Annotated in this window: 16 protein-coding genes and 2 pseudogenes; 10 read left to right on the top strand and 8 right to left on the bottom strand. The window is 57.6% G+C overall.

Features of this window, described 5'->3' with window-relative positions:
• The first annotated feature begins 6 nt into the window (after positions 1-6).
• A complete protein-coding gene (locus WDN46_03205) occupies positions 7-177 on the top strand; it encodes a hypothetical protein (protein ID MEJ0092456.1) in 171 nt (56 codons plus the stop codon).
• A 51-nt stretch (positions 178-228) separates the two neighbouring features.
• The gene (locus WDN46_03200; GenBank protein ID MEJ0092455.1) at positions 229-372 is read left to right on the top strand and encodes a hypothetical protein; all 144 of its coding nucleotides are present in this window, start codon (positions 229-231) and stop codon (positions 370-372) included.
• 71 nt (positions 373-443) lie between these two features.
• Here WDN46_03200 and WDN46_03195 read toward each other — a convergent pair whose 3' ends face one another.
• The 4 genes from WDN46_03195 to WDN46_03180 form a co-directional block, all read right to left on the bottom strand.
• On the bottom strand, positions 444-1,007 hold the full coding sequence (locus WDN46_03195) for a hypothetical protein (protein ID MEJ0092454.1): 564 nt from the start codon (positions 1,005-1,007) through the stop codon (positions 444-446).
• Positions 959-1,480, bottom strand: a complete 522-nt coding sequence (locus WDN46_03190; GenBank protein ID MEJ0092453.1) for a hypothetical protein — start codon at positions 1,478-1,480, stop codon at positions 959-961. The genes WDN46_03195 and WDN46_03190 overlap by 49 nt, the downstream gene beginning before the upstream one ends.
• Entirely contained in the window at positions 1,458-1,691 is a 234-nt protein-coding gene (locus WDN46_03185) for a hypothetical protein (protein ID MEJ0092452.1), read from the bottom strand. The genes WDN46_03190 and WDN46_03185 overlap by 23 nt, the downstream gene beginning before the upstream one ends.
• Before the next feature lie 1,106 nt (positions 1,692-2,797).
• Complete coding sequence (locus WDN46_03180; GenBank protein MEJ0092451.1) at positions 2,798-3,055, bottom strand: hypothetical protein; 258 nt, start codon at positions 3,053-3,055, stop codon at positions 2,798-2,800.
• Positions 3,056-3,132: 77 nt separating this feature from the next.
• On the opposite strand from WDN46_03180, the gene WDN46_03175 reads away from it, so the two are divergent.
• Positions 3,133-4,479, top strand: a complete 1,347-nt coding sequence (locus WDN46_03175; GenBank protein MEJ0092450.1) for a hypothetical protein — start codon at positions 3,133-3,135, stop codon at positions 4,477-4,479.
• A gap of 40 nt (positions 4,480-4,519) precedes the next feature.
• Positions 4,520-5,277 (top strand): IS5 family transposase gene (locus WDN46_03170; protein ID MEJ0092449.1). Its coding sequence is split into 2 segments (ribosomal slippage): positions 4,520-4,859 and positions 4,859-5,277, totalling 759 coding nucleotides; the frame shifts between segments, so codons are not numbered across the junction.
• Here WDN46_03170 and WDN46_03165 read toward each other — a convergent pair.
• Positions 5,261-6,502, bottom strand: coding sequence for an integrase arm-type DNA-binding domain-containing protein (locus WDN46_03165; protein ID MEJ0092448.1), 1,242 nt, complete (start codon positions 6,500-6,502; stop codon positions 5,261-5,263). The genes WDN46_03170 and WDN46_03165 overlap by 17 nt on opposite strands.
• A 2-nt stretch (positions 6,503-6,504) precedes the next feature.
• Positions 6,505-6,888 carry a hypothetical protein gene (locus tag WDN46_03160; protein MEJ0092447.1) on the bottom strand — a complete coding sequence of 128 codons (384 nt, stop codon included), beginning with the start codon at positions 6,886-6,888 and terminating at the stop codon, positions 6,505-6,507.
• Between the two features lie 290 nt (positions 6,889-7,178).
• Here WDN46_03160 and WDN46_03155 point away from each other — a divergent pair, with 290 nt between their 5' ends.
• The gene (locus WDN46_03155; protein MEJ0092446.1) at positions 7,179-8,450 is read left to right on the top strand and encodes an RsmB/NOP family class I SAM-dependent RNA methyltransferase; all 1,272 of its coding nucleotides are present in this window, start codon (positions 7,179-7,181) and stop codon (positions 8,448-8,450) included.
• A gap of 369 nt (positions 8,451-8,819) precedes the next feature.
• On the opposite strand, the gene WDN46_03150 is transcribed toward WDN46_03155, so the two are convergent.
• Positions 8,820-10,850 (bottom strand): YgiQ family radical SAM protein, encoded by a 2,031-nt coding sequence (locus WDN46_03150; protein ID MEJ0092445.1) that lies wholly within the window; start codon positions 10,848-10,850, stop codon positions 8,820-8,822.
• Positions 10,851-11,469: 619 nt separating this feature from the next.
• Here WDN46_03150 and WDN46_03145 point away from each other — a divergent pair.
• From WDN46_03145 to WDN46_03135, 3 genes and pseudogenes are all read left to right on the top strand, one after another.
• A pseudogene (locus WDN46_03145) lies at positions 11,470-12,510 on the top strand (IS481 family transposase).
• Positions 12,511-12,686: 176 nt separating this feature from the next.
• Complete coding sequence (locus WDN46_03140; GenBank protein ID MEJ0092444.1) at positions 12,687-13,703, top strand: alpha/beta fold hydrolase; 1,017 nt, start codon at positions 12,687-12,689, stop codon at positions 13,701-13,703.
• A gap of 127 nt (positions 13,704-13,830) precedes the next feature.
• Positions 13,831-14,608, top strand: a pseudogene (locus tag WDN46_03135) (IS630 family transposase).
• Between the two features lie 330 nt (positions 14,609-14,938).
• Here WDN46_03135 and WDN46_03130 read toward each other — a convergent pair.
• Positions 14,939-16,252: a cytosine permease gene (locus WDN46_03130; protein MEJ0092443.1), complete on the bottom strand. Its 1,314-nt coding sequence runs from the start codon at positions 16,250-16,252 to the stop codon at positions 14,939-14,941.
• Between the two features lie 577 nt (positions 16,253-16,829).
• Here WDN46_03130 and WDN46_03125 point away from each other — a divergent pair.
• Together WDN46_03125 and WDN46_03120 are read left to right on the top strand one after the other, a co-directional pair.
• The gene (locus WDN46_03125; protein MEJ0092442.1) at positions 16,830-17,846 is read left to right on the top strand and encodes an alpha/beta fold hydrolase; all 1,017 of its coding nucleotides are present in this window, start codon (positions 16,830-16,832) and stop codon (positions 17,844-17,846) included.
• Positions 17,847-18,681: 835 nt separating this feature from the next.
• The gene (locus WDN46_03120; GenBank protein ID MEJ0092441.1) at positions 18,682-19,443 is read left to right on the top strand and encodes a response regulator; all 762 of its coding nucleotides are present in this window, start codon (positions 18,682-18,684) and stop codon (positions 19,441-19,443) included.
• The last annotated feature ends 213 nt before the right edge of the window (positions 19,444-19,656 follow it).

Here is a 19,656-nt window from a genome sequence, read left to right as displayed (position 1 = left end):
AACGGAATGACCGACGAAACGACAATGTCGCGCCGCATGGCTACTGCAAAAGGCGCTAAGATGATGGGCGGCGCAGTCGTTGAGGATACGGCGGCCGAGATCGACGCATCCCTGCTCGAGCCCGGAGCGGAATGGACCGCGCCTGGTTTCAGTCCCGAGACTGATGCGGCGGAGTAGGCGAATCGCAGCAGGCGGCTCCCCGGCCATGCCGACGCCTATCGCGTCTTAATGGTGATCCATGCTCTGGCCGATGGCCTGACCGGCATTCCTGACTATTTCCATTTGCCGGGCGCTGGCGCTACCGACGGCGAGCGGCAAGTTGCCCGGAAGGCGGCGCGGGAAAGGGACGAGATTCCGTTGGGGAAGTTATGAAAGGGGCACAACCGACGATCCCATATTCAAACTCCCCACTCGGTTCTAGCGCCTGGAACAGTTTTCAACATTCACGTCAGAGTTTTTACAGCGATATAGAGCTTTTTCAGGTGTTCGTCGGACATGTCGATAATGGGCTCATACATAAAAGAGTTCAGATGAATATTTTCCGGTGTCATGATGGCTACTCGATCTAGGGTCTGGATAGAGCTATGCTCGGTCGGAAACCCTTTCTTAAATTTTCCTATCAAAGCCTGAGTTTGATCTTTGGTGATACCGGCAATGAAATTCTGATCAGCAATCTTACCTATGATAAATCTCTCAGCCTCAAGGCGAATAGCAATCGCCAGAACTATTTTATTTTCGAAATTCAAACCTGCGGCTACTGTCAAGCAAGCGTCAGCTTCCTGTGTAATAAGATCGCTGACTAGCATCGCGGCGTTGGGTGAGGCACCCGTCTTTTTACATAAAGCGGTGTAGACTGCGTCTAAATTACCCCTGTCTTTGATAATCGCATCTTTTTCCTTTTCAATTATAGCTTCTAGCTCTTTCTGGTCATTGACCTCCACAGCGACGCCCAAACCCTTTAGATTGACGGTATGCTTTGCATTAAAAAATCCGTTAGCAGCAAGCACTTTTGGCCAGCGTTGAAATAATCAAACGTCCCCTTCTTAAAACAGGTTGAATCCTCAAGTAGCTTATTGTATCTCCTAATATATCCATCAATTGCAATCTTCAAATCTTTTGTTTCTAACGCTTTTAATACTTTGTCATTGAAAATTTTGTCGTATTGTACATCTGAAAATAGGACCTCGTTCTGTTCGCGAAGCTCTTTGTCGATACGATTAAGGGCCGTCTCGATATCATCCCCGCTCGTAAACGTGTTTGAAATCTCTCCTTCAAAATTCTGCTTCGATCCTGCCCGCTCGCGAATCGCCTTTAGAAGCTTGGCCTTCGCTTCTTCGATGGCGACAAATAGCTTCGAATATTCTTCTCTCAGTTCAGCATTGACGAGGAGAGTGGAGGTTTTCTCTGTAGGTCCGAATTGGTCATCGTACTGCACCACCACGAAGATACGCTCACCTTCAATCTCTGCCCCCCGTTTCATCGGTAATTTTTCTACTGGTCTTTCGCGCGATGACAATTCGATCGACGGACTTCCTTTTGGCAGCAGCATCCTGGAAGGTCGCGGCCAAAGAAGACTTCATGACCCCGTTAGGGGCGTAAATCGCGTACGCGCTCATCGCCGAGAAATCGAATTCCCTTTCGAGCTTCTTGATTCCATAGCAATTTTGAAGATCGACGTTGACCCGATCCATGACGTACCCCCCGCTGTCGGCCAACGGTCGTTGCGGCCGATAACGGGGAGCATATCTTCGGTGCAATCTTGCGCCAAGCACGCGGATCTTTCCGAGTGGTCATTGCGCACTGTCCGAAGTCGTTAGAACAGTCAGAAATCGCCCATCGAGATCACGTTTAGGTACGTCATCGATATTTGCCTTGCAGTCTTCGGGCCGTTTGAAGTATCCGGGATTCACGATGTGTTCTCGTTTGGGTGGCTAATAGGTGGCGTTACGACGGCGGATAAACTCCAGCACAGCCCTCCGAGCCCAATAATTGCGCGAGCTGATCTTTATCGGCCGGGGGAACCCGACGCGCGGATCGGCAAGCCACCGCGAGACCGTCATGTGCGAAATGCCACCAAACATCGCGCGCAATTGCGCCGACGAAATATAGACATCATCAGGTGCATTTTGCGCTTGGGCTGTAAGTTGTGATTCCATTTAAAACAACTCAACTGTTTAGTAACGAGATATAACGTGTTATATCATTTATAACCGAATTTATAGACGAACAAAAATTGTTTTAAACGTACTCATATCTATGATAATGAAAAAGTCAGCCATTGAAATTGTATAAAAATAACTTTACGACGTAAAAAAATAGGTTTAAAGGTCGTTTTATCGCTAAATATATGTATATATGAGGTATACCCATGCGACCGAAATTACCTGTCGACAAAAAACGGAAACAAATTCCCGTAATGCTGTCGCCACAACAGATCGCCGCAGCGGGAGCATTGGCGCAACTACGATAAATCTCGATTTCAGCCGTCGTGCGGCAAGCTTTCGTCGAACACTGTGTTTTGCATGAAGACTTAATAAAGCGCGCGGCCGAGCAAACTGCGGCTTAACAATATAAAAAAGCCCACGACGCTGGTAACGCCGTGGGCAGAGATTTGCATGGTCTAAGAGTAAGGGAATTACTATTCAAACATTGGAAAGGGCATTACAATGTCTGACGTTGGCAACTATACTGGCTGGACGAATATAAGTAAAAGAAAATCGAAATTAACAGCGGAACAGCGGGAATTCAAGGATTTTCGCAATACGGTGGCTTTAATGCTTCGAAAATGCGTCCGTGATCAGAACAGGATCTGCGGACCCTTTCCTTCTAAATTTGGACAGCGGGTTTTCTGATAGCTATGCAGGACGGTCGCGAAGCCAGCATTACGCTCCTCCCGCGCGTCGAAGACGCGTGCAAGCACGAACTTCGACGGGATCTGGTCACACAGTGCGATACCCCGTTTTGTCGGATCGGCCTCGGCGCGCGGACGATCGCGGATGTCGGGCGCTTTCTTCGCTGGCTCGACGTTTTCGAACTGCCTTCGGAACGAGCGCAACGGGCTTTGGCGCGGCCGCAGAACCGGCGCGACTTTCGGCGCGATCCCCTCGGCTTCTGTTTAGCTGGGAGGGAGCTATGACCTCCACAAGGACTATTTCGGAAGGGGACGATGTCGAACGGCTCGCAGCCCTTTTTGCCGGATACAGCGGAGCGCATGGCACGCATGGCGAACCGGTCGCCCGCGATACAGACGGCAAAATGGAAATAAAAGGGACGGCGAAAACGCTTAAGCAGCCGGTAACGCTGGAGCTATGGCGACAACACGTCAACGGATCGAGGCCCCTTGGCATTGGTCCAATCGACAAAAATAACGAATGTCGCTGGGGTTCGATCGACTACGACAAATATGACGATGATCTCATCGCGATAATAGCTAGAGCTATCGAGCTTGAGCTTCCCGTGGTCCCATGTCGATCGAAGTCGGGTGGGCTGCACTTATTCGTGTTCTTATCGGAACCAGTCCCGGCGCGCGATGTCCAGATAGCTTTGTACGCCATGGCCGCGAAACTCGGTCTCAGCGGCAGCGAGATCTTTCCGAAGCAAACCCAACTTCTGATCGAGCGTGGTGATCTACCGTCCTGGATGATCATGCCTTACTTCGGTTCGACCTATAACCGAAAGCTACAAGAACAGGTTGGATTGACCGGGCAAGGCGACGCTCTGACCATGGAGCAGTTTATTCGGCTTGCGGAACAGGCGCGGATATCGCCCGACGAATTGGCCAATTATCGCACCGAGCGTTCGTCGATGCCACAAGGGCGTGCTAACGGATCAAAGCAGCCCGCGTCCTCTGGCAACTTTTCCGATGGTCCTCCGTGCCTTCAAAATTTGACTGCGAATGGGGCGAGGGTTGGCAGCGGCGGCAATAACATGCTGACGCAAATGGCCGTTTACTACAAAAAGGTATTTCCTAACGATTGGAAAAATAAACTCGAAGAAGCCAATCGGCTATTTTGTGATCCGCCACGGTCGTCGTCCGAAATATCCGACATGATAAAACAATATGAAAAAAAGCCTTACGAGTATAAGTGCGGCACGGAGCCCATGTACTCGCATTGCAATTCCAGGGTCTGCCGGAACAGGCCGTTTGGTGTAGGAGACGGTGGTGGTGAACGCCCGACAATTACCGGTTTGGCCGTTCTGTTGACGGAACCGAGGATCTGGTTTGCCGAGGTCAATGATGTCCGCCTAGAGTTAAGTACCGCTCAACTAATTAAGTTTGACCTCTTCCGGCTAGCCTGCGCGGAAAAAATCCACCGCTCCTTTGCCCCAATGAAGGCTGACTCCTGGTCGAAGATTGTCGATGAGGCGATGCAAAACGCTGTGGAAATTGAACCACAAGAAGATGCTCGCCCGGGCGCAGTATTCTTTGAAATGCTCGAACAGTTCCTAGGGCCCAGACCCATAAAATGGTTGGCGTGACAGGCGGATTGTGATTCACAGCTTCCGAAAGGAAGCGACTATGAATCGGGATCAATTCTGGCTGACGGACGCGCAGTTCGCGAAGATCGCGCCGCATCTTCCCACGGACACGCGCGGCAAGGCGGGCGTCGATGATCGCCGGGTGGTCAGCGGGATCATTCATGTGCTGAAATCTGGCGGACGCTGGATTGACGCGCCGCTGGAGTACGGGCCAAAGAAGACTCTCTACAATCGCTACGTTCGCTGGGCTGCTAAGGGCGTTTGGATCGATCTGTTCCACGCGCTTGCGCAAGCAGGCGGGCCGCCGGCGCAGGTCCTCATCGACTCCTCGGCGGTCAAGGCGCATCGCTCGGCCAGTGGCGGCAAAGGGGGGAGAAGAATCAGGCCATCGGCCGTTCGCGCGGCGGGCGCACAACCAAAATCCACGCATTGACCGATGCGGACTGCCGCCCGCTGTCTTTCATGCTCACCGGCGGCCAAATCGCCGTTCGCGCGGCGGGCGCGGAGCTTATCGCGCGACTTCCTCCTTGCGAAATCCTCCATGGCGACAAGGGCTACGACGCAAATGCGATCCGTCGGCAGGTCGAGGAGCGCGGAGCTATGCCGAATATCCCGCCCAAGGCCAATCGCAGGTGGAAGAACTGCTTCTCGCCCTTCCTCTATCGAAACCGCAACGCCATCGAACGCATGTTCTGCCGCCTGAAAGACTTCAGGCGCGTGGCTACCCGCTACGATCGAAACGCCATAAACTTCCTCGCGACAGTCTGCATCGCCGCTACCGTCAGCTACTGGTTGTGAGTCTGGACCCTAAGAGTCGACCAACGATAGTGAGACCCATTCCGGCCGACGCGCCGTGGCTCGCATAGGTGTGGCGCAGATCATGGATACGAAGCCCTTCGAGGTTAGCGGCCCGGATGATGAGCGCCCATGGTCGCTTTAAGTCACTGCGCGGCCTTTTCGGGTTTTCTCCCGCGATGACATATGAACAGCCTTCGATACGAGGCATGCTGGCCAAAACTTCGAGAGCAGGCGCGGCAAGCACCACAGTCTTCGCGCCGGTCTTGGAATCCGCAAGATGTAAGAGCCCGCGCTCCAGGTCAACATGTCGCCATTGAAGGTTCAGAATTTCACCCAAGCGGCAGCCGGTAAGGATCAAAAGCCGGATAGCGGCAGATGCATGCGGACCCACCACCGTCCGGCGGTCTTCCTCTTTCTTCGGCAGATGTTTTGCACCGGACTGGTTCTGATCCGTGTTCCATGGAATCCCTGTGGTTTCCGCCTCTCGGATCGCGGTGCCCAATCGCTGAAGCTCTTCCGTATTAAGAAAGCGCGCGCCTTGCTGATCCGCATATTTCGCGACGCCATGGGTCGGATTATCGGTGCGCATTCCGACGCGGATGGCATAACTGAAGATACCACCAAGCAAGCGCACGGTGCGGGTCGCCGTGCCCTTGCCGCCCGTCACAATGGCTCGTCCGTGCTTTTTTGTTTTCACGTCCGCTGCCGTCCTGCCATCGGCGACGTCGCGTAGGAATCGCTCGACATCCATGCGGCACACATCCCGGACAAGCTTCTTTCCAAGCAATGGTTTGATATGCCGTTCTATTCGGCCGCGATCCGTGGCGAGCGTCGAGGCTTTTTTGGGACTTCCGCGCTTGCCGATCACGTTTCCCTTCTCAGCTTCCGCGAGGTAAATGCTGCACAATTCGTCGATGGTCTTGGCAACCTTGGTCTCAACCTTCCGCGCCGCAGGGTCTTCGCCGGAATGCACCCGAGCAAGAATGTCCTTCGCCAAATCGCGCGCTTGCTCCGCTGTCAGTGCGCCAAATCTGCCAAGCGTCACTCGCCGCTTCCCAACGCTTCGTCCGCCAGCACCCGGCCGATATTCGACTATCCAAGTCATCACGCCAGACGGCATCACCTTCAAACCGAAGCCTTTAGCGTCTGTATCAAAATAGAAGACGCGTTTAGACTCAGGCTTGATACTATCGATGGCGCGTTTCGTCAGCTTGATAGTTGGCATGTCTAAGTCGCTCCAATCCGGTTGGATAGCCACCAGACAGCCACGGTATAGACATTAGCGGGAATTTCAAGCCACCAGGAGAAATCGAAATTAATTAAAAAACAATGACTTATGAATGACAAGGAATATGTGGACATCAGCATACACGCCGGACCCGCGCCCTCCGAAGGCAGAGGCCAGGGGTTCGAATCCCTTCGGGTGCGCCACTTGCGTACAAAACTGCAAACATTTCCGTTCTCAATCTGTTTGCCTGCGATGGCGGCTTGGAGAATATCCCTGCTGCGGCTGATCCGTACGGCGTGGTCATCGACATCGACGGCGTCGATAATCGAACGGACATAGCCCCTGCGGGCGCCGGCATCGCCGCTGTCGAGCTTCTCGTTCATCAGACGCGAGAATGCGTCGATCTTTCGAGCATCAATGGTGGCTGTGGTACCGCATTGGGCGCGGGCACGGTCGAGTGCCGCCTTGGCACGTTCCCGCTGGGCCTTCAGGGCAGCTGTCCGTTGCCGCAGGATGGTGGAAGCGCTCGCACGGCCTAACCCACGCACGATCAATCCGCTGAGGCAGGCGATCAGTAGTCAACAGCAAAGCTTTCGTCTATGGTGCCGCACTTCTTCTAACCGCCCGACTCTCCGTGACCCCCGCCGCCCGTCTCCAAGCCACTCTCGATCTAATGCACGAGGTCGATAGCGTCGCGCGTCCCGCCGATGCTGTCGTGTCGGCGTATTTTCGGGCCCGGCGCTATATCAGCGACAATGATCGTGGCCATATTTTTGATTTGCTCTATGCGCTGCTGCGACATCACGCGCGGTTGGGTTGGTGGCTGACGAGGCACGGACGCCAGGGCGTGCCTCGCAACCGGTTATTGGCCTGGCTCGCGCTCGATGGGGGCAGAACGCCGGATCAGGTCGATAACCTGTTCAACGGCGGGGAATCTGCGCCTGCTGTCTTGACGGATCAGGAGCGCACGCTGCTGGTGAAATTGCAGGGCTGCCCAATCGACCATCCAGCCATGCCGGACGAGGTCCGCGGTGAATGTCCGTCCTGGGCGGTTGACTCTTTGCGTCGCCGTTTCGGCGACTCTTTCTCGCGCGAGATGGCTGCGCTTCTGACAGCAGCCCCGCTCGATCTGCGCGTCAATTCGCTCAAAGCCACGCGCGAGGTTGTGCTGCGTGCCCTGCGGGCTCTTGGCCTGCAGGCCGAGGCGTCCCGCATGGCTCCTTACGGCATTCGCGTGAACCAGCGTCCCTCACTAGCCAGCCTGCCGATGCTGAGAAACGGCGAGGTCGAGATTCAGGATGAGGGTTCGCAGCTTGTCGCCATGCTGGTTGACGCGCGGCCGGGCGAGCGCGTGGTCGACTTCTGCGCCGGAGCTGGCGGCAAGACGCTGGCAATTGCCGCACAGATGGCGAACAAGGGCCACGTCATGGCGTGCGACGTCCTGGCCAGCCGGCTGAAGCGCAGCACCGAGCGCTTCCGGCGCGCAGGGCTGCACAACATCGAGACCAAACCCTTGGCCAGCGAGAAGGATCGTTGGGTGAAGCGCCATAAGGGCACTTTCGATCGCGTGCTGGTCGATGCACCTTGCAGTGGCACCGGCACCTGGAGGCGGAATCCGGATGCACGCTGGCGCGCGCTGGGACCCGGGCTTGATAACCTGCTGCCGCTGCAGGCTGGTATTCTTGCGAGCGCCGCGCGGCTTGTGAAGCCCGGTGGACGGCTCGTGTACGCCACCTGTTCCATGCTACCCCAGGAGAACGACGAGCAGGTCGCAGCCTTCCTTGCCGCGCATCCCGCCTTTCATGTCGTGCCGCTGCGCGAGGCCGCACCACAGCTGACGGATTCGGCTCATCCGGACTACTTGTCGCTGACGCCCGCGCGCCACGATACCGATGGCTTTTTTGCTGCTGTCATGCAGTGCGACGCCACGCCGTCGTCCGAGTGATTGTTGGCACAGCCAACTTGAGACGCAGCACACCTCAAAGACGCCAGATCGACACTCGCCCGCGACCAGCAACACTTATGAAACGCTTATAAAAAAGCGCAGTACTTGTATTGTTTGCGCTCAAGTTGTATCGACCGCTACGCGATGAAGTCATCGCCAGCGCGCTCCATTCTCCGCGAATGGCTGATGGTTTGGCGACTTCAGCGTTCCGGTCAGGGCCGAATGGACAACCTCCTGAAAGCTCACATCGAGCCTCTTGATCGATGGGGAAGGGCACTGAGACCCCGGCGCTTATCGCCGTTCGGGCCTCATGCCGAAACGAAACACAATCGCGGATGAGCCTGGAATCGCGTCCATCCACGCGCCGATTCATTTGTTCACGGGCAGACCCTTCGTGGTGAAGCGCTGCGTCCCGCCGGCGCGGCGCACGGGTTGCTGCGCGCCGGCGGCCTTGCCGGCGCCGGGCGGCTGGTGGGCCGGCACGAGCTGATCGGGGCGCGAGCCGATCAGATCGGCCCGGCCCATCTGTTTCAGCGCCTCGCGCAGCATCGGCCAGTTGTCGGGGTCGTGATAGCGCAGGAACGCCTTGTGCAACCGGCGCTGCCGAAGCCCCTTGATCACCTCGACCTTGTCGCTTGCCCCGTGCCGTACGCCGCGCAGCGGATTGACGCCGGTATGGTACATGGCCGTGGCGGTAGCCATCGGAGACGGCAGGAAACTCTGCACCTGGTCGGCGCGGTAGCGATTCTTCTTGAGCCAGAGTGCGAGGTTCATCATGTCCTCGTCGGTCGTACCCGGATGCGCCGCGATGAAATACGGAATCAGGTAATATTTCTTTCCAGCCTGCTTCGCAGCAGCATCGAACATCTGCTTGAAGCGGTCGTAGGCGCCGATCCCCGGCTTCATCATCTTGTCGAGCGGGCCGCGCTCCGTGTGCTCGGGCGCGATCTTCAGATACCCGCCGACGTGGTGAGTGACGAGCTCCTTGACGTATTCGGGGCTCTCCACCGCGAGATCGTAGCGCACACCGGAAGAGACCATCACCTTCTTCACGCCCTCCACCTCGCGTACCTTGCGATAGAGTCGGATCAGATCGTCGTGCGAGGTGTTCAGGTTCGGGCAGATCCCGGGGAACACGCAGGACGGTAGCCGGCACGCCGCTTCGATCTTCGGATCCTTGCACGCCATCCGGTACATGTTGGCGGTTGGGCCGCCAATGTCGGAGATCACGCCGGTGAAACCCGGCGTCCTGTCGCGAATCCGCTCGATCTCGCGCAGGATCGAGCCCTCTGAGCGGTTTTGGATGATGCGGCCCTCGTGCTCGGTGATCGAGCAGAACGTGCAGCCGCCGAAGCAGCCACGCATGATGGTCACCGAGAACCTGATCATCTCCCAGGCGGGGATCTTGGCATCGCCGCAGGACGGATGCGGCGCGCGCGCGTAGGGCAGATCGTAGACGGAGTCCATCTCAGCTGACGTCAGCGGGATCGGCGGCGGGTTCAGCCATAGGTCGCGGTCGCCGTGGCGCTGGACGAGCGGCCGCGCATTGCCGGGATTGCTCTCCCGGTGCAGCACGCGCGAGGCGCGGGCATAGGCCTCGCGGTCCTGTTCGACCTGCTCGCACGCCGGCAGCCGAATCACAATGTCACCGGGGTGGCGGGCTGCGCCCTCATCGGCGGAGTCGAGATCGTCGGCGTGCAGCTCCTTGTAATGGTCAGGCACGCGGCGGAACAGTGCGACGCCCCGGATGGAGTCGAGATCACCCGGCGCCTCACCGGCGGCGAGCCGGTGCGCCACCTCGACGACGGCGCGCTCGGCGTTGCCGTAGAGCAGCAGATCCGCCTTGGCGTCGGCCAGCATCGAGCGGCGCACCTTCTCGGACCAGTAGTCGAAATGCGCGATGCGGCGCAACGACGCCTCGATGCCGCCGAGCACGATCGGCACATCCTTGAACGCCTCGCGGCAGCGTTGGGCGTAGACGATAGTACAGCGGTCAGGCCGCCGGCCGCCTTCCCCGCCGGGGGTATAGGCGTCGTCGTGGCGCAGCCGGCGGTCCGCCGTGTAGCGGTTGACCATCGAGTCCATGTTGCCGCCGGTGACGCCGAAGAACATGGTCGGCTTGCCCAGCGCCTTGAATGGCTCGGCCGATTGCCAGTCGGGCTGCGCGATGATGCCGACCCTGAAGCCTTGGGCTTCGAGCAGCCTGCCGATGATCGCCATGCCGAAGCTCGGATGATCGACATAGGCATCGCCTGTCACCAGCACGATGTCGCAGGCATCCCAGCCGAGCGCCGTCATTTCGGCGCGGCTCACCGGCAGGAACGGCGCCGCCTTGGCGGAATGTGCCCGGTGGTGGGACCAGGAAATCAAAGGCTTTTCGGCGTATGCTTTGGTGTCCATGACGCCCACGCATACGACTTCGGCGCCGCGAATTCAATCGGCCGCATCGAGCGTTGGCTGAGGTAGAAGTTGATGACGGGCAATCTAGCGGCGGCCGACGTGCGCAGATCGTGTTCCTAGCCTGGATGAGTGGGTGCTCCCAGACGTTGTCAACGCAGCGGTCTCGGCTTGCGCAAAGAGGTAGAGATCGCGGCCACGAAATTATAACGATATTTCAACGACATAAATGTTCGCAGTTTTATTCTGAATGGCGGGCCAATTTAACTCATTGAAAAACATAACATAATTGATTTATGTCCGTAACCTTAGTTTTCATTCATTTCGCCGGGTAGCCACCCGACAGCCACCGCGTTGAATTTGGGGGTTTGCTGATAAATACCAACTTGCCCTCCGCTGCTGCCGTTCAAGAATGTACACGGCCGACAAATGGCGCGACGCAGTTGTGCGTTGGCCACACCGGGAGATCGGCGACGCAAGCATTCCAGGCGCGGATGATTTTTCGCTGGACCTGAGGCGAGATACCTTCGGCGCAAACGAACGTAGTTCTCGATCGTCGGACTGCCTGTTTGATCCCAGGCTTTGATGGTGCATTGTTATCGAAGGCATCAAGGGATGCGCTATGGGACAAGTTCTGCACGGCAGCGCCACAACGACGGAGGCGGTCCGTCGAGCGATACAGCATAGTCAAGAGAGTCTGAGAGCGCTTGCCCGGCGCTACGGGACCAATCAAAGACCGTCGCCAAATGGAAGAAGCGCGAGACGGTCGCCGATCGTCCGACTGGTCCGAAAGAGCCAAAGTCCACAGTGCTTGCAATCGAGGACGAGGCGATCATCGTCGCCTTCCGGCGGCATGCGCTGCCGCCGCTCGACGATTGCCTCTACGCTCTGCAGCCAACACTCCCGCATCTGACGCTGTCGTCTCTACGCCGCCGCCTGCAGCGTCATGGCGTCAGCCGATTGCCCGATGTCGAAGGCGATAAGCCCGCGAAGAAGAAGTTCAAGACCTATCCGATCGGCTTTTTCCATATCGACATCGCTGAAGTACGGACAGAACAAGGCAAGCTCCATCTCTTCGTCGCCATCGACCACACGTCGAAATTCGCCTTCGTCGAGCTGTATGAGAAAGCAACCTCTAAGGTTGCCGCCGACTTCCTCCGCCATCTCATCGCGGCGGCGCCCTATAAGAGCCATACGGTTCTCACCGACAACGGCATCCATTTCACCGTACCGGGCGGCGGCGGCTTGACTGTCGCTGAGATCAAGGAGGCCTTCACAAGAGGAGAGCTTCCGCGCCCATGCCTTCGAACTCGCCTGTGCAAGGAACGATATCGACCATCGGCTGACCAAACCGAAGCACCCCTGGACGAACGGCGGAGCTGGCTTGAGGCTCCGGCGAGCGAGGCTCGTTGGAGAAGCCAGCGGAGGTCAGGTCGAGAGAATGAACCGGACCATCAAGGAAGCGACCGGCCAGCGCTTCTATTACGAGAGCCATCAACAGTTCCGTCAACACCTTGAAGATTTCGTCAAAGCTTATAATTTTGCCCGAAGGCTGGAGACCCTCAAAGGCCTCAGGCCTTACGAATACATCTGCAAAATCTGGACATCCGAACCACAACGATTCACACTCAATCCACTCCATCAATCCACGGGAAACAGCTAGCGTCATTGCGGCGAACATCCCCGCTATCGCCGGACGCGGTGCGGCCACGGCGGCCTCGGCTTTCTCAACCCTCTGCTCCCTACGAATGCTCCACGCGCAATACGTCACATGACGTATGTAGAAGCTTGACAGTACCCATATGTTGATGATGCTTCGGACATGTTCCAGAGGGTGAGATGACAGATTATGAACTCTTCGAGCTTGGCGATATTGTCCTGCAATGCAAGAAGACGCTTCGCAGTGCCAAGCTTGCCTATAAGACATATGGCGCGCTGAACGCCAAGAAAGACAACGCCATCGTCTACCCGACTTGGTATTCGGGTCAGCATTACGAGAACGAATGGCTGATCGGTGAAGGGATGGCTCTCGATCCCCGTAAATATTTCATCATCGTCCCCAATATGCTGGGCAACGGCCTATCTACTTCGGCTAGCAATACCCCGCCGCCCTACAATCAGGCTCGCTTTCCCGATGTCACCGCCTACGACAACGTCCGGCAGCAATATCGCCTCGTGACCGAAAAATTCGGCATAGAAAGCCTGGAACTGGTGACCGGTTGGTCGATGGGCGCTTTGCAGACCTATCATTGGGGCGCGATGTATCCCGATATGGTGAAGCGCATCCTTCCCTTCCAAGGATCGGCCAAATGCTCGCGTCACAACTTCGTCTTTCTCGAGGGGGTCAAGGCGGCTTTGACGGCGGATGCCGCATTTAAGGACGGCTGGTACTCCTCGCCGCCCACCAAGGGCTTGCGCGCGATGGCGCGCGTCTATGCCGGCTGGGGGTTCTCACAGGCCTTCTATCGCGAGAAACTCGACCTCAAAGCGATAGGCTATGCCTCTTTGGAGGATTTCCTAGTCGGATTCTGGGAAGGAATTTTCCTGCCTCGCGACGCCAATAATCTACTCACCATGCTATGGACCTGGCAGAACGGCGACATCAGCAACAATGAGATCTTCAACGGCGATTTCCCTAAAGCCCTCGCGGCCATCAAGGCGAAGGCGATCGTGATGCCAGCGAAGACCGACCTCTATTTCCCGCCCGAGGACAACGCCTTCGAAGTGGCGCACATGCCGAACGCCGAACTCCGCATCGTCGATTCGATTTGGGGACATTTTGCCGGCGGCCCAGGGACGAGCCCAGCCGATATAAAGACGCTGGATTCCGCTTTGCGCGAATTGCTGGCGGCCTAGAGCGTTAGTCGAACTGGATGAAATCGCGGGGGATTCCCAAATCGGGCTTGAGGTGATTCAAACTGTCTGCCGGAATTGGAGGCCGGCAGGCATATCGAAGTCCCTTTTTTTTGATCTCGGATCCGGCGAGCGATCCGGGGTCGGCACTTCGAGCGTCAGCCGCTCGCGAAGACTCCCGCGGGAGCAAGGCGACGCGCGTCCAAAGGCGCTTGGTGGAGATCGGCGATCTGGCCGAACGACGCCGGATATCACGATTGAGGAGTTGCGCTAGACGCTGACGGACAAGGAACTCGCCGTCGGCTACGTAACGATCCGTTGCTTTTTCGCTCGTCAATGCGATCAAAAGAAGACCGCGCACGCCAGCGAGGAGAATCGCCCGACGTTCTAAAGCGTAAGCAGGCCTAGTTCGACGGCCAGCTCGATCTCGACCCGGAACGCCTTGTCTTCATCGATGAGACCTGGGCGTCAACCGACATGGCGCGCCGATACGGCCGCTGCCGACGTGGCGAACGCGCGCGTCGGCGTATCCCAGGGAATTTGGAAACCACCACCTTCGTCGCTGGCCTCACCACCGGCGGGAGTGATCGCGGCGTGAGTGCTTGACGGGCGATCAACCGCGACGCTCTGGAGACCTACGTCGAGAAGGTTCTGGCTCTCGAACTTAAACCCAGCGCCATCGTCATCATGGATAATCTGTCGAGCCATAAGGGGGATCACTGGCGCCCGAGATGATCAAGGCGGTCGGCGCCAGCCTTCTTTAATTGTCACTCTGTAGCCCGGACTTCAACCCGATCGAGAACGCCGTCTCGAAGCTGAAGGCTCATCTGCGCAAGTCCGCCGGGCGAACTGTCGATCGTGTCTGGGCCGCCATCGGCCGCATCGTCGATCTCTTCGCCCCACCGGATGCAGAACTACCGCCGGATACAACGCAACATGATCGGCTGTGGCTCTGGTGCTCGCTCAATCAGGCGGCCGCGAACGCGCGCCGCATGCTGGTCGAGCACACTCAACCCAAGTCCGTTAAAGCCTATAACCCGGTCTCATGCGCGCTGCGCCGCGGACCACATTCTCAACGAAGGCCGACCCCCGCATAGAAATCTATGATCAACTAGGCCGCGCGCGGCCCAAAACGAGCGTGCAAGAATTGGCTGATGACACGCAGGGCCGGCGTTTCGCCAAATATAGATTGCATGCACGTCCAACGCGGGCCGGACGTGCATGCAGGGGATCGAATTCTATACCGACGCATCGAAGGCGGGCCGCGCCACCTGACCCATCCCAAGCGCCGCATAGGCGGCGGCGCCCACGATCAGACCGACCAGCGCCTCGCCATATTGTGGCGCCCATATATGGACCACGATAGCGACGATCGAGCCCAGCGCCCACGCGACAAAAGCCTTGGGATGGAAATTCGCCGACGCCCGCGCCCGCGCCGCATTCCCGAGCACCAATTGATCCATGATGACTACGGCGCCGATCGGCGGCACGAAAATGCCCAGAAGGCTGAGCCAGTAGGGGAAGAGACTCCATATGCCTGCTACGGCGGCGAGGCCGCCCAACAAACCCAAGACGAGCGTAAGAAGCCGCATCTTGCTGCCAAGCAAATGGCTGTAGCCAACCGCCCCATTATAAAGGCAGTGGGCGCAGACCGAGCCCAGATTGACGAAGACAAAGAGCAGCGCGAGCGCTGAGAGCAGCGGTCCATGCCCGGTTAGAAGAGGCATGAAGTCGCCGCCGTTCTCCGCGGGGTTGATAGCGCCTCCCGCTGCGACGATCACGCCGCCGAAAATAAATGCGATCGAATTGGCGACTGGAAAAGCGGAAAAAGACGCCCAAACCGCCTCGCGCCCATTACGCGACCATCGGGTGAAATCCGCCGTCATTGTGCCCGCATCTACAAAGCCCGCGATGACCAAGCTGACGGCCCCGCCGAATGTCATTGCATGCGCGCCGCCGGCGTAGGCCCAGATGCTATCAAGCCCCTGCTTCTCAGCAGCGAAGCCCAGCGCGATCAAACCCATAATGACGAAAAGCGGCGCCGCAATCATGCCAACGATCGACAAAGCCCGAATGCCGAGAAAGGTTGTCGCCGTATAGAGGATCGTCGCTAACACAATTACCCCAGCTGCATTCCAGCCAAAAGCGGTGTGTATCGTCGCGCCAGTCAATCCAGTCTGGAACGCATACCAACCGACAACAACCGTAGACAGAAGGCCACATGCGACGACATATCCTTTATCGCCGAACGTCTTCTTTCCTTGCATAGCGAAGTTGAGGCCGGTCGTTCCAGCGATATAGCTCAACCCGCCGACATAGAGACAGAGGACGAGATTGCCAACGAGGATTGCAATCGAGCCTTGTACGAACCCGAGGTTGAACGTAATGATTCCGCCGAAGACGGCCTGCGTCAGGACCATTGGAAATCCGAACCAGACAGCCGCAACGGATTTTAGAGAGTGCCGGCGCGATAGCGGGACCGGCTCATGCTCAAATTCTTCTGCGAGAGCGCCTTCATGCATTGATTCTCCCGGCGCGGTAGATGTGCTCATGCGGCCTCCATTGGTCTGATAGGATCGCAAGAGGTTAAGTGCAGAGGAATCCGCAAGCAAGCGGTTGCTTCTAAGCCTGAATAGTTTGGCCAAAACAATACGGTGACTTAGATGATGGCGCCGATATCGCCGATCCGCTCATAAAATAGACTTCGGCATGCAGCTTCTGCTGCTACTGTCGCCAAATGCACAATGACTATGCTTTCACGGTGGGTCTGTCTTCATAGGCGAACCCTGTCCAGAGCTGGTGATTCAGATTGATGCGACAACGTGTAGCGGCTTGGCGTGACGCGCTGCGTGGTGTCCAAGGGCGGCTTCGTTGGCATGTCGCAATCGGCGCCGCCGGTCCCTGCGATCGAGCTTTCTCTTTCGGAGATCCTGATGGCGGCTCTTTCCGAGGGCGGAAGGATGGCGTCATCCCGCTAAAATGTGTCTCATGGGCGCTGACGCCAGACAGTGTTAAGCGTCCCGGCGCCAACCGACTTTAACTACGTCGCATATCGACGTTGAGGCGTCAGACTTGGGGGCTCATCCACAAGACGAGGCCTGTCGGAATAACGAGGGAAATCGAACAACGATGAGTGACTATCAGATTTTCGAGGCAAGCAATTTCGCGCTTCAGGCGGGCGGCCAGTTGCCTGTCGCGCGCCTAGCATATTCAACGCTTGGCGCGCTCTCGCCCAAGGGGGACAACGTCGTGCTGATTCCATCCTGGTATGCGGGTACGCATAGCGAGTCAGCTTTGTGTCTCGTCGGCGAGGGCCGAGCGATTGATCCCAACCGGCACTTCATCGTCTTAACTAACCTTCTGAGCAATGGCTTGTCTTCCTCGCCCAGCAATACGCCTGCGCCGTTTGAGGCGACACGTTTCCCGCGCATCACATTGCATGACAATGTCCGGCTCCAACACATGCTGCTGACCGAGGCGCTCGGCGTCGAACGTCTGAAGCTGGTTGCTGGCTGGTCCATGGGCGGCTGCCAAGCTTATCAGTGGGGTTCACAATATCCTGACATGATGGAGGCTATCGCGCCGCTCTGCTGTTCCGCGCGCACCGGCAATTACAATAAGGTTTTCTTGATCGCTTTGCGGCGCGCTATGGAACTCGACCCCGCCTTTGATGATGGCTTCTACCGTCGCCCTCCGCTTCGCGGATTGAAGGCCTTTGCGGCGATCTACGCTGGATGGGGCTTTTCGGAACCATTCTTTCGCACAGAGGCTTTCCGGCAATTTGGCGCCGACAGCAGCGAAAGCTTCGTGGAGCGCTTTTGGGAGCCCGCCTTCCAGCATCAGGACGCCAATGATCTGCTGGCCTTGCTGCGGACGTGGTTTGAAGGCGACATCAGCCAAGTCGCCGAGTACGGCGGCAATCTGGAAAGGGCGCTCGGGGCAATCAAGGCGCGCGCCATCGTCATGCCGGGGGAGCATGATCGCTATTTTCCGCCCGTCGACAATTTTAACGAAGTGAGCCACATGCCGAACGCCATTTGCCGTCCGATCCCGTCCATCTGGGGGCACATGACAGTCTGGAATGATGACGATAGGCTCTTCATTGACGCCGCGTTGCGTGAGTTGCTGGGAAGCGCCAAATCCTAACCTCTAGCCTCTCGAACGCGCTCAACAGTCACACCAATGCCGATCGCTCGGATATGCGGCCAGACAATCCGGCGCACCTGAACAGTGGGAAACCGCGGTCGCCCTATGGTCCTTCCGGGACGCGGCGGCGGTTCGCGGCGATCTCCCAAGGGAGTCGGCCAAATATTGGAGCTGCGGAATGTCGAGGCTAGATGACAAATCTGAGCCGGCGCGATTTTGAAAGGTAAGGCGCGCGTGGAGATGTGGAGGACACGCGACAGACTTGAAATTTCGGGCCCACTCCGCCTTTTCTGATTGTGGAAGATGCACCCCCGAGGACCTATTCATTCAGTCACGCGGCGGACCGGATGAAGGACGACGCGACTGAGATGGAGCGGTCATAAGCACGCGGATTGTTGGCGCCGGCGCCCAGCGAGAGCGATCGTTCCGATGCGCCTTTACCGCGCGGTAGTCAGGTGGCAGCCCCGGATTTATCGAGCTTTGGCGCGACCGCTTAAGCCATTGAAAATTATTGGCTGGGTGGCTTGGATTCGAACCAAGATTGACGGAGTCAGAGCCGCCTTGAATGCTGATTTCATTGTCTATTTTAGGCAACTAGCTCAATACCTCGCACGCATTGGGCCGCTCGAGCGACGATCCTAACCCCGGCACGACCCAGCGCAGCGCTTTTACATTATTGTCATGCTTACGGCTATGTTATATAGTTTCATTTCTAACCAGACACCACAAAGTTATGCGCTGCCGAGAATCCAGGCGGGTGACCTGGCGAACGGCATGGCCTCTGGGGGGAACCAAGTCCGCAAGTCGGTCAGCGAGGGCTTTCCAAGGAAGAGACATAAACGCCCAAAGCGGCCAGCCGGGCCGGATCCTCGTCGTCGACGATGACAGTGCGATGCGGCACATGGTCATCACCTATCTGGAAATGAACGGCATGCGTGCTGTTTGGGCGGCAGGTCGACGAGACATGAATCGTCACTTCGCGGGAGACGAGCCCAGTCTAGTGATCCTCGATCTGCGGCTCGACCAAGAAGATGGGCTCGATCTGCTGTCTGAGATCCGATCGCACTCGGATGTCCCCGTGATCATCGTCACCGGCTATCGATCCGATGAAGTTGACCGGGTGGTCGGATTGGAGCTTGGCGCTGATGACTATCTCACCAAGCCTTTCGGCCTTCGAGAATTGTTGGCGAGGATCCGGGCCGTCTTGCGGCGACGGGAAGGGGGGCACGCCACATCTCAGCGGGCCGAGGAGCGGGGCTGCTGCCAGTTCTGCGGCTGGCAACTTGATCGGCAGGAGCGTCGACTGACCGACCCGGACGGAGACCCAGTGGCGCTGACAAAGGTCGAGTATGCCTTGCTGACGGCGTTCCTCGAAACGCCCCAACAACCGCTCTCCCGCGATTACCTTATTCAGGCAACCCGCGTGCATGAGGATCTCTTCGATCGTAGTATCGATGTCCAGGTGCGTCGGCTGCGGCGCAAGCTTGAGATCGATCCCCGCGCCCCTCAGGTTATCCGGACCGAGCGCGGGATTGGCTACATGTTTACTCCGGCGGTCGAGCGCTGCGACCCGATAGCGAGGCTGATGAGCTTTTGACGCCTCCCGATAACTATGTCCGCGCGACTCGTCGCGCCAGCGGGAAGCCTCATCGCTTTTGGGAGATTTCGCGGTCTCTCCGTTGCCCCGGAGTCCGCGTTCGCGGGCGCGCCAATGTCCGTGAGCCCGCCGTAGCGGCCCAACACCTTTTTTGATCCTCGGTTGGGCTGTGTTACGTTTGCGATCAATGAGCCGCCCTGCCCCCGTGGCCGC

The organism is Methylocella sp., from assembly GCA_037200525.1.
Lineage (GTDB): Bacteria > Pseudomonadota > Alphaproteobacteria > Rhizobiales > Beijerinckiaceae > Methylocapsa.
The sequence above is the reverse complement of the archived record's forward strand: the minus strand, read 5'-3'. Positions and strand labels throughout refer to the sequence as shown.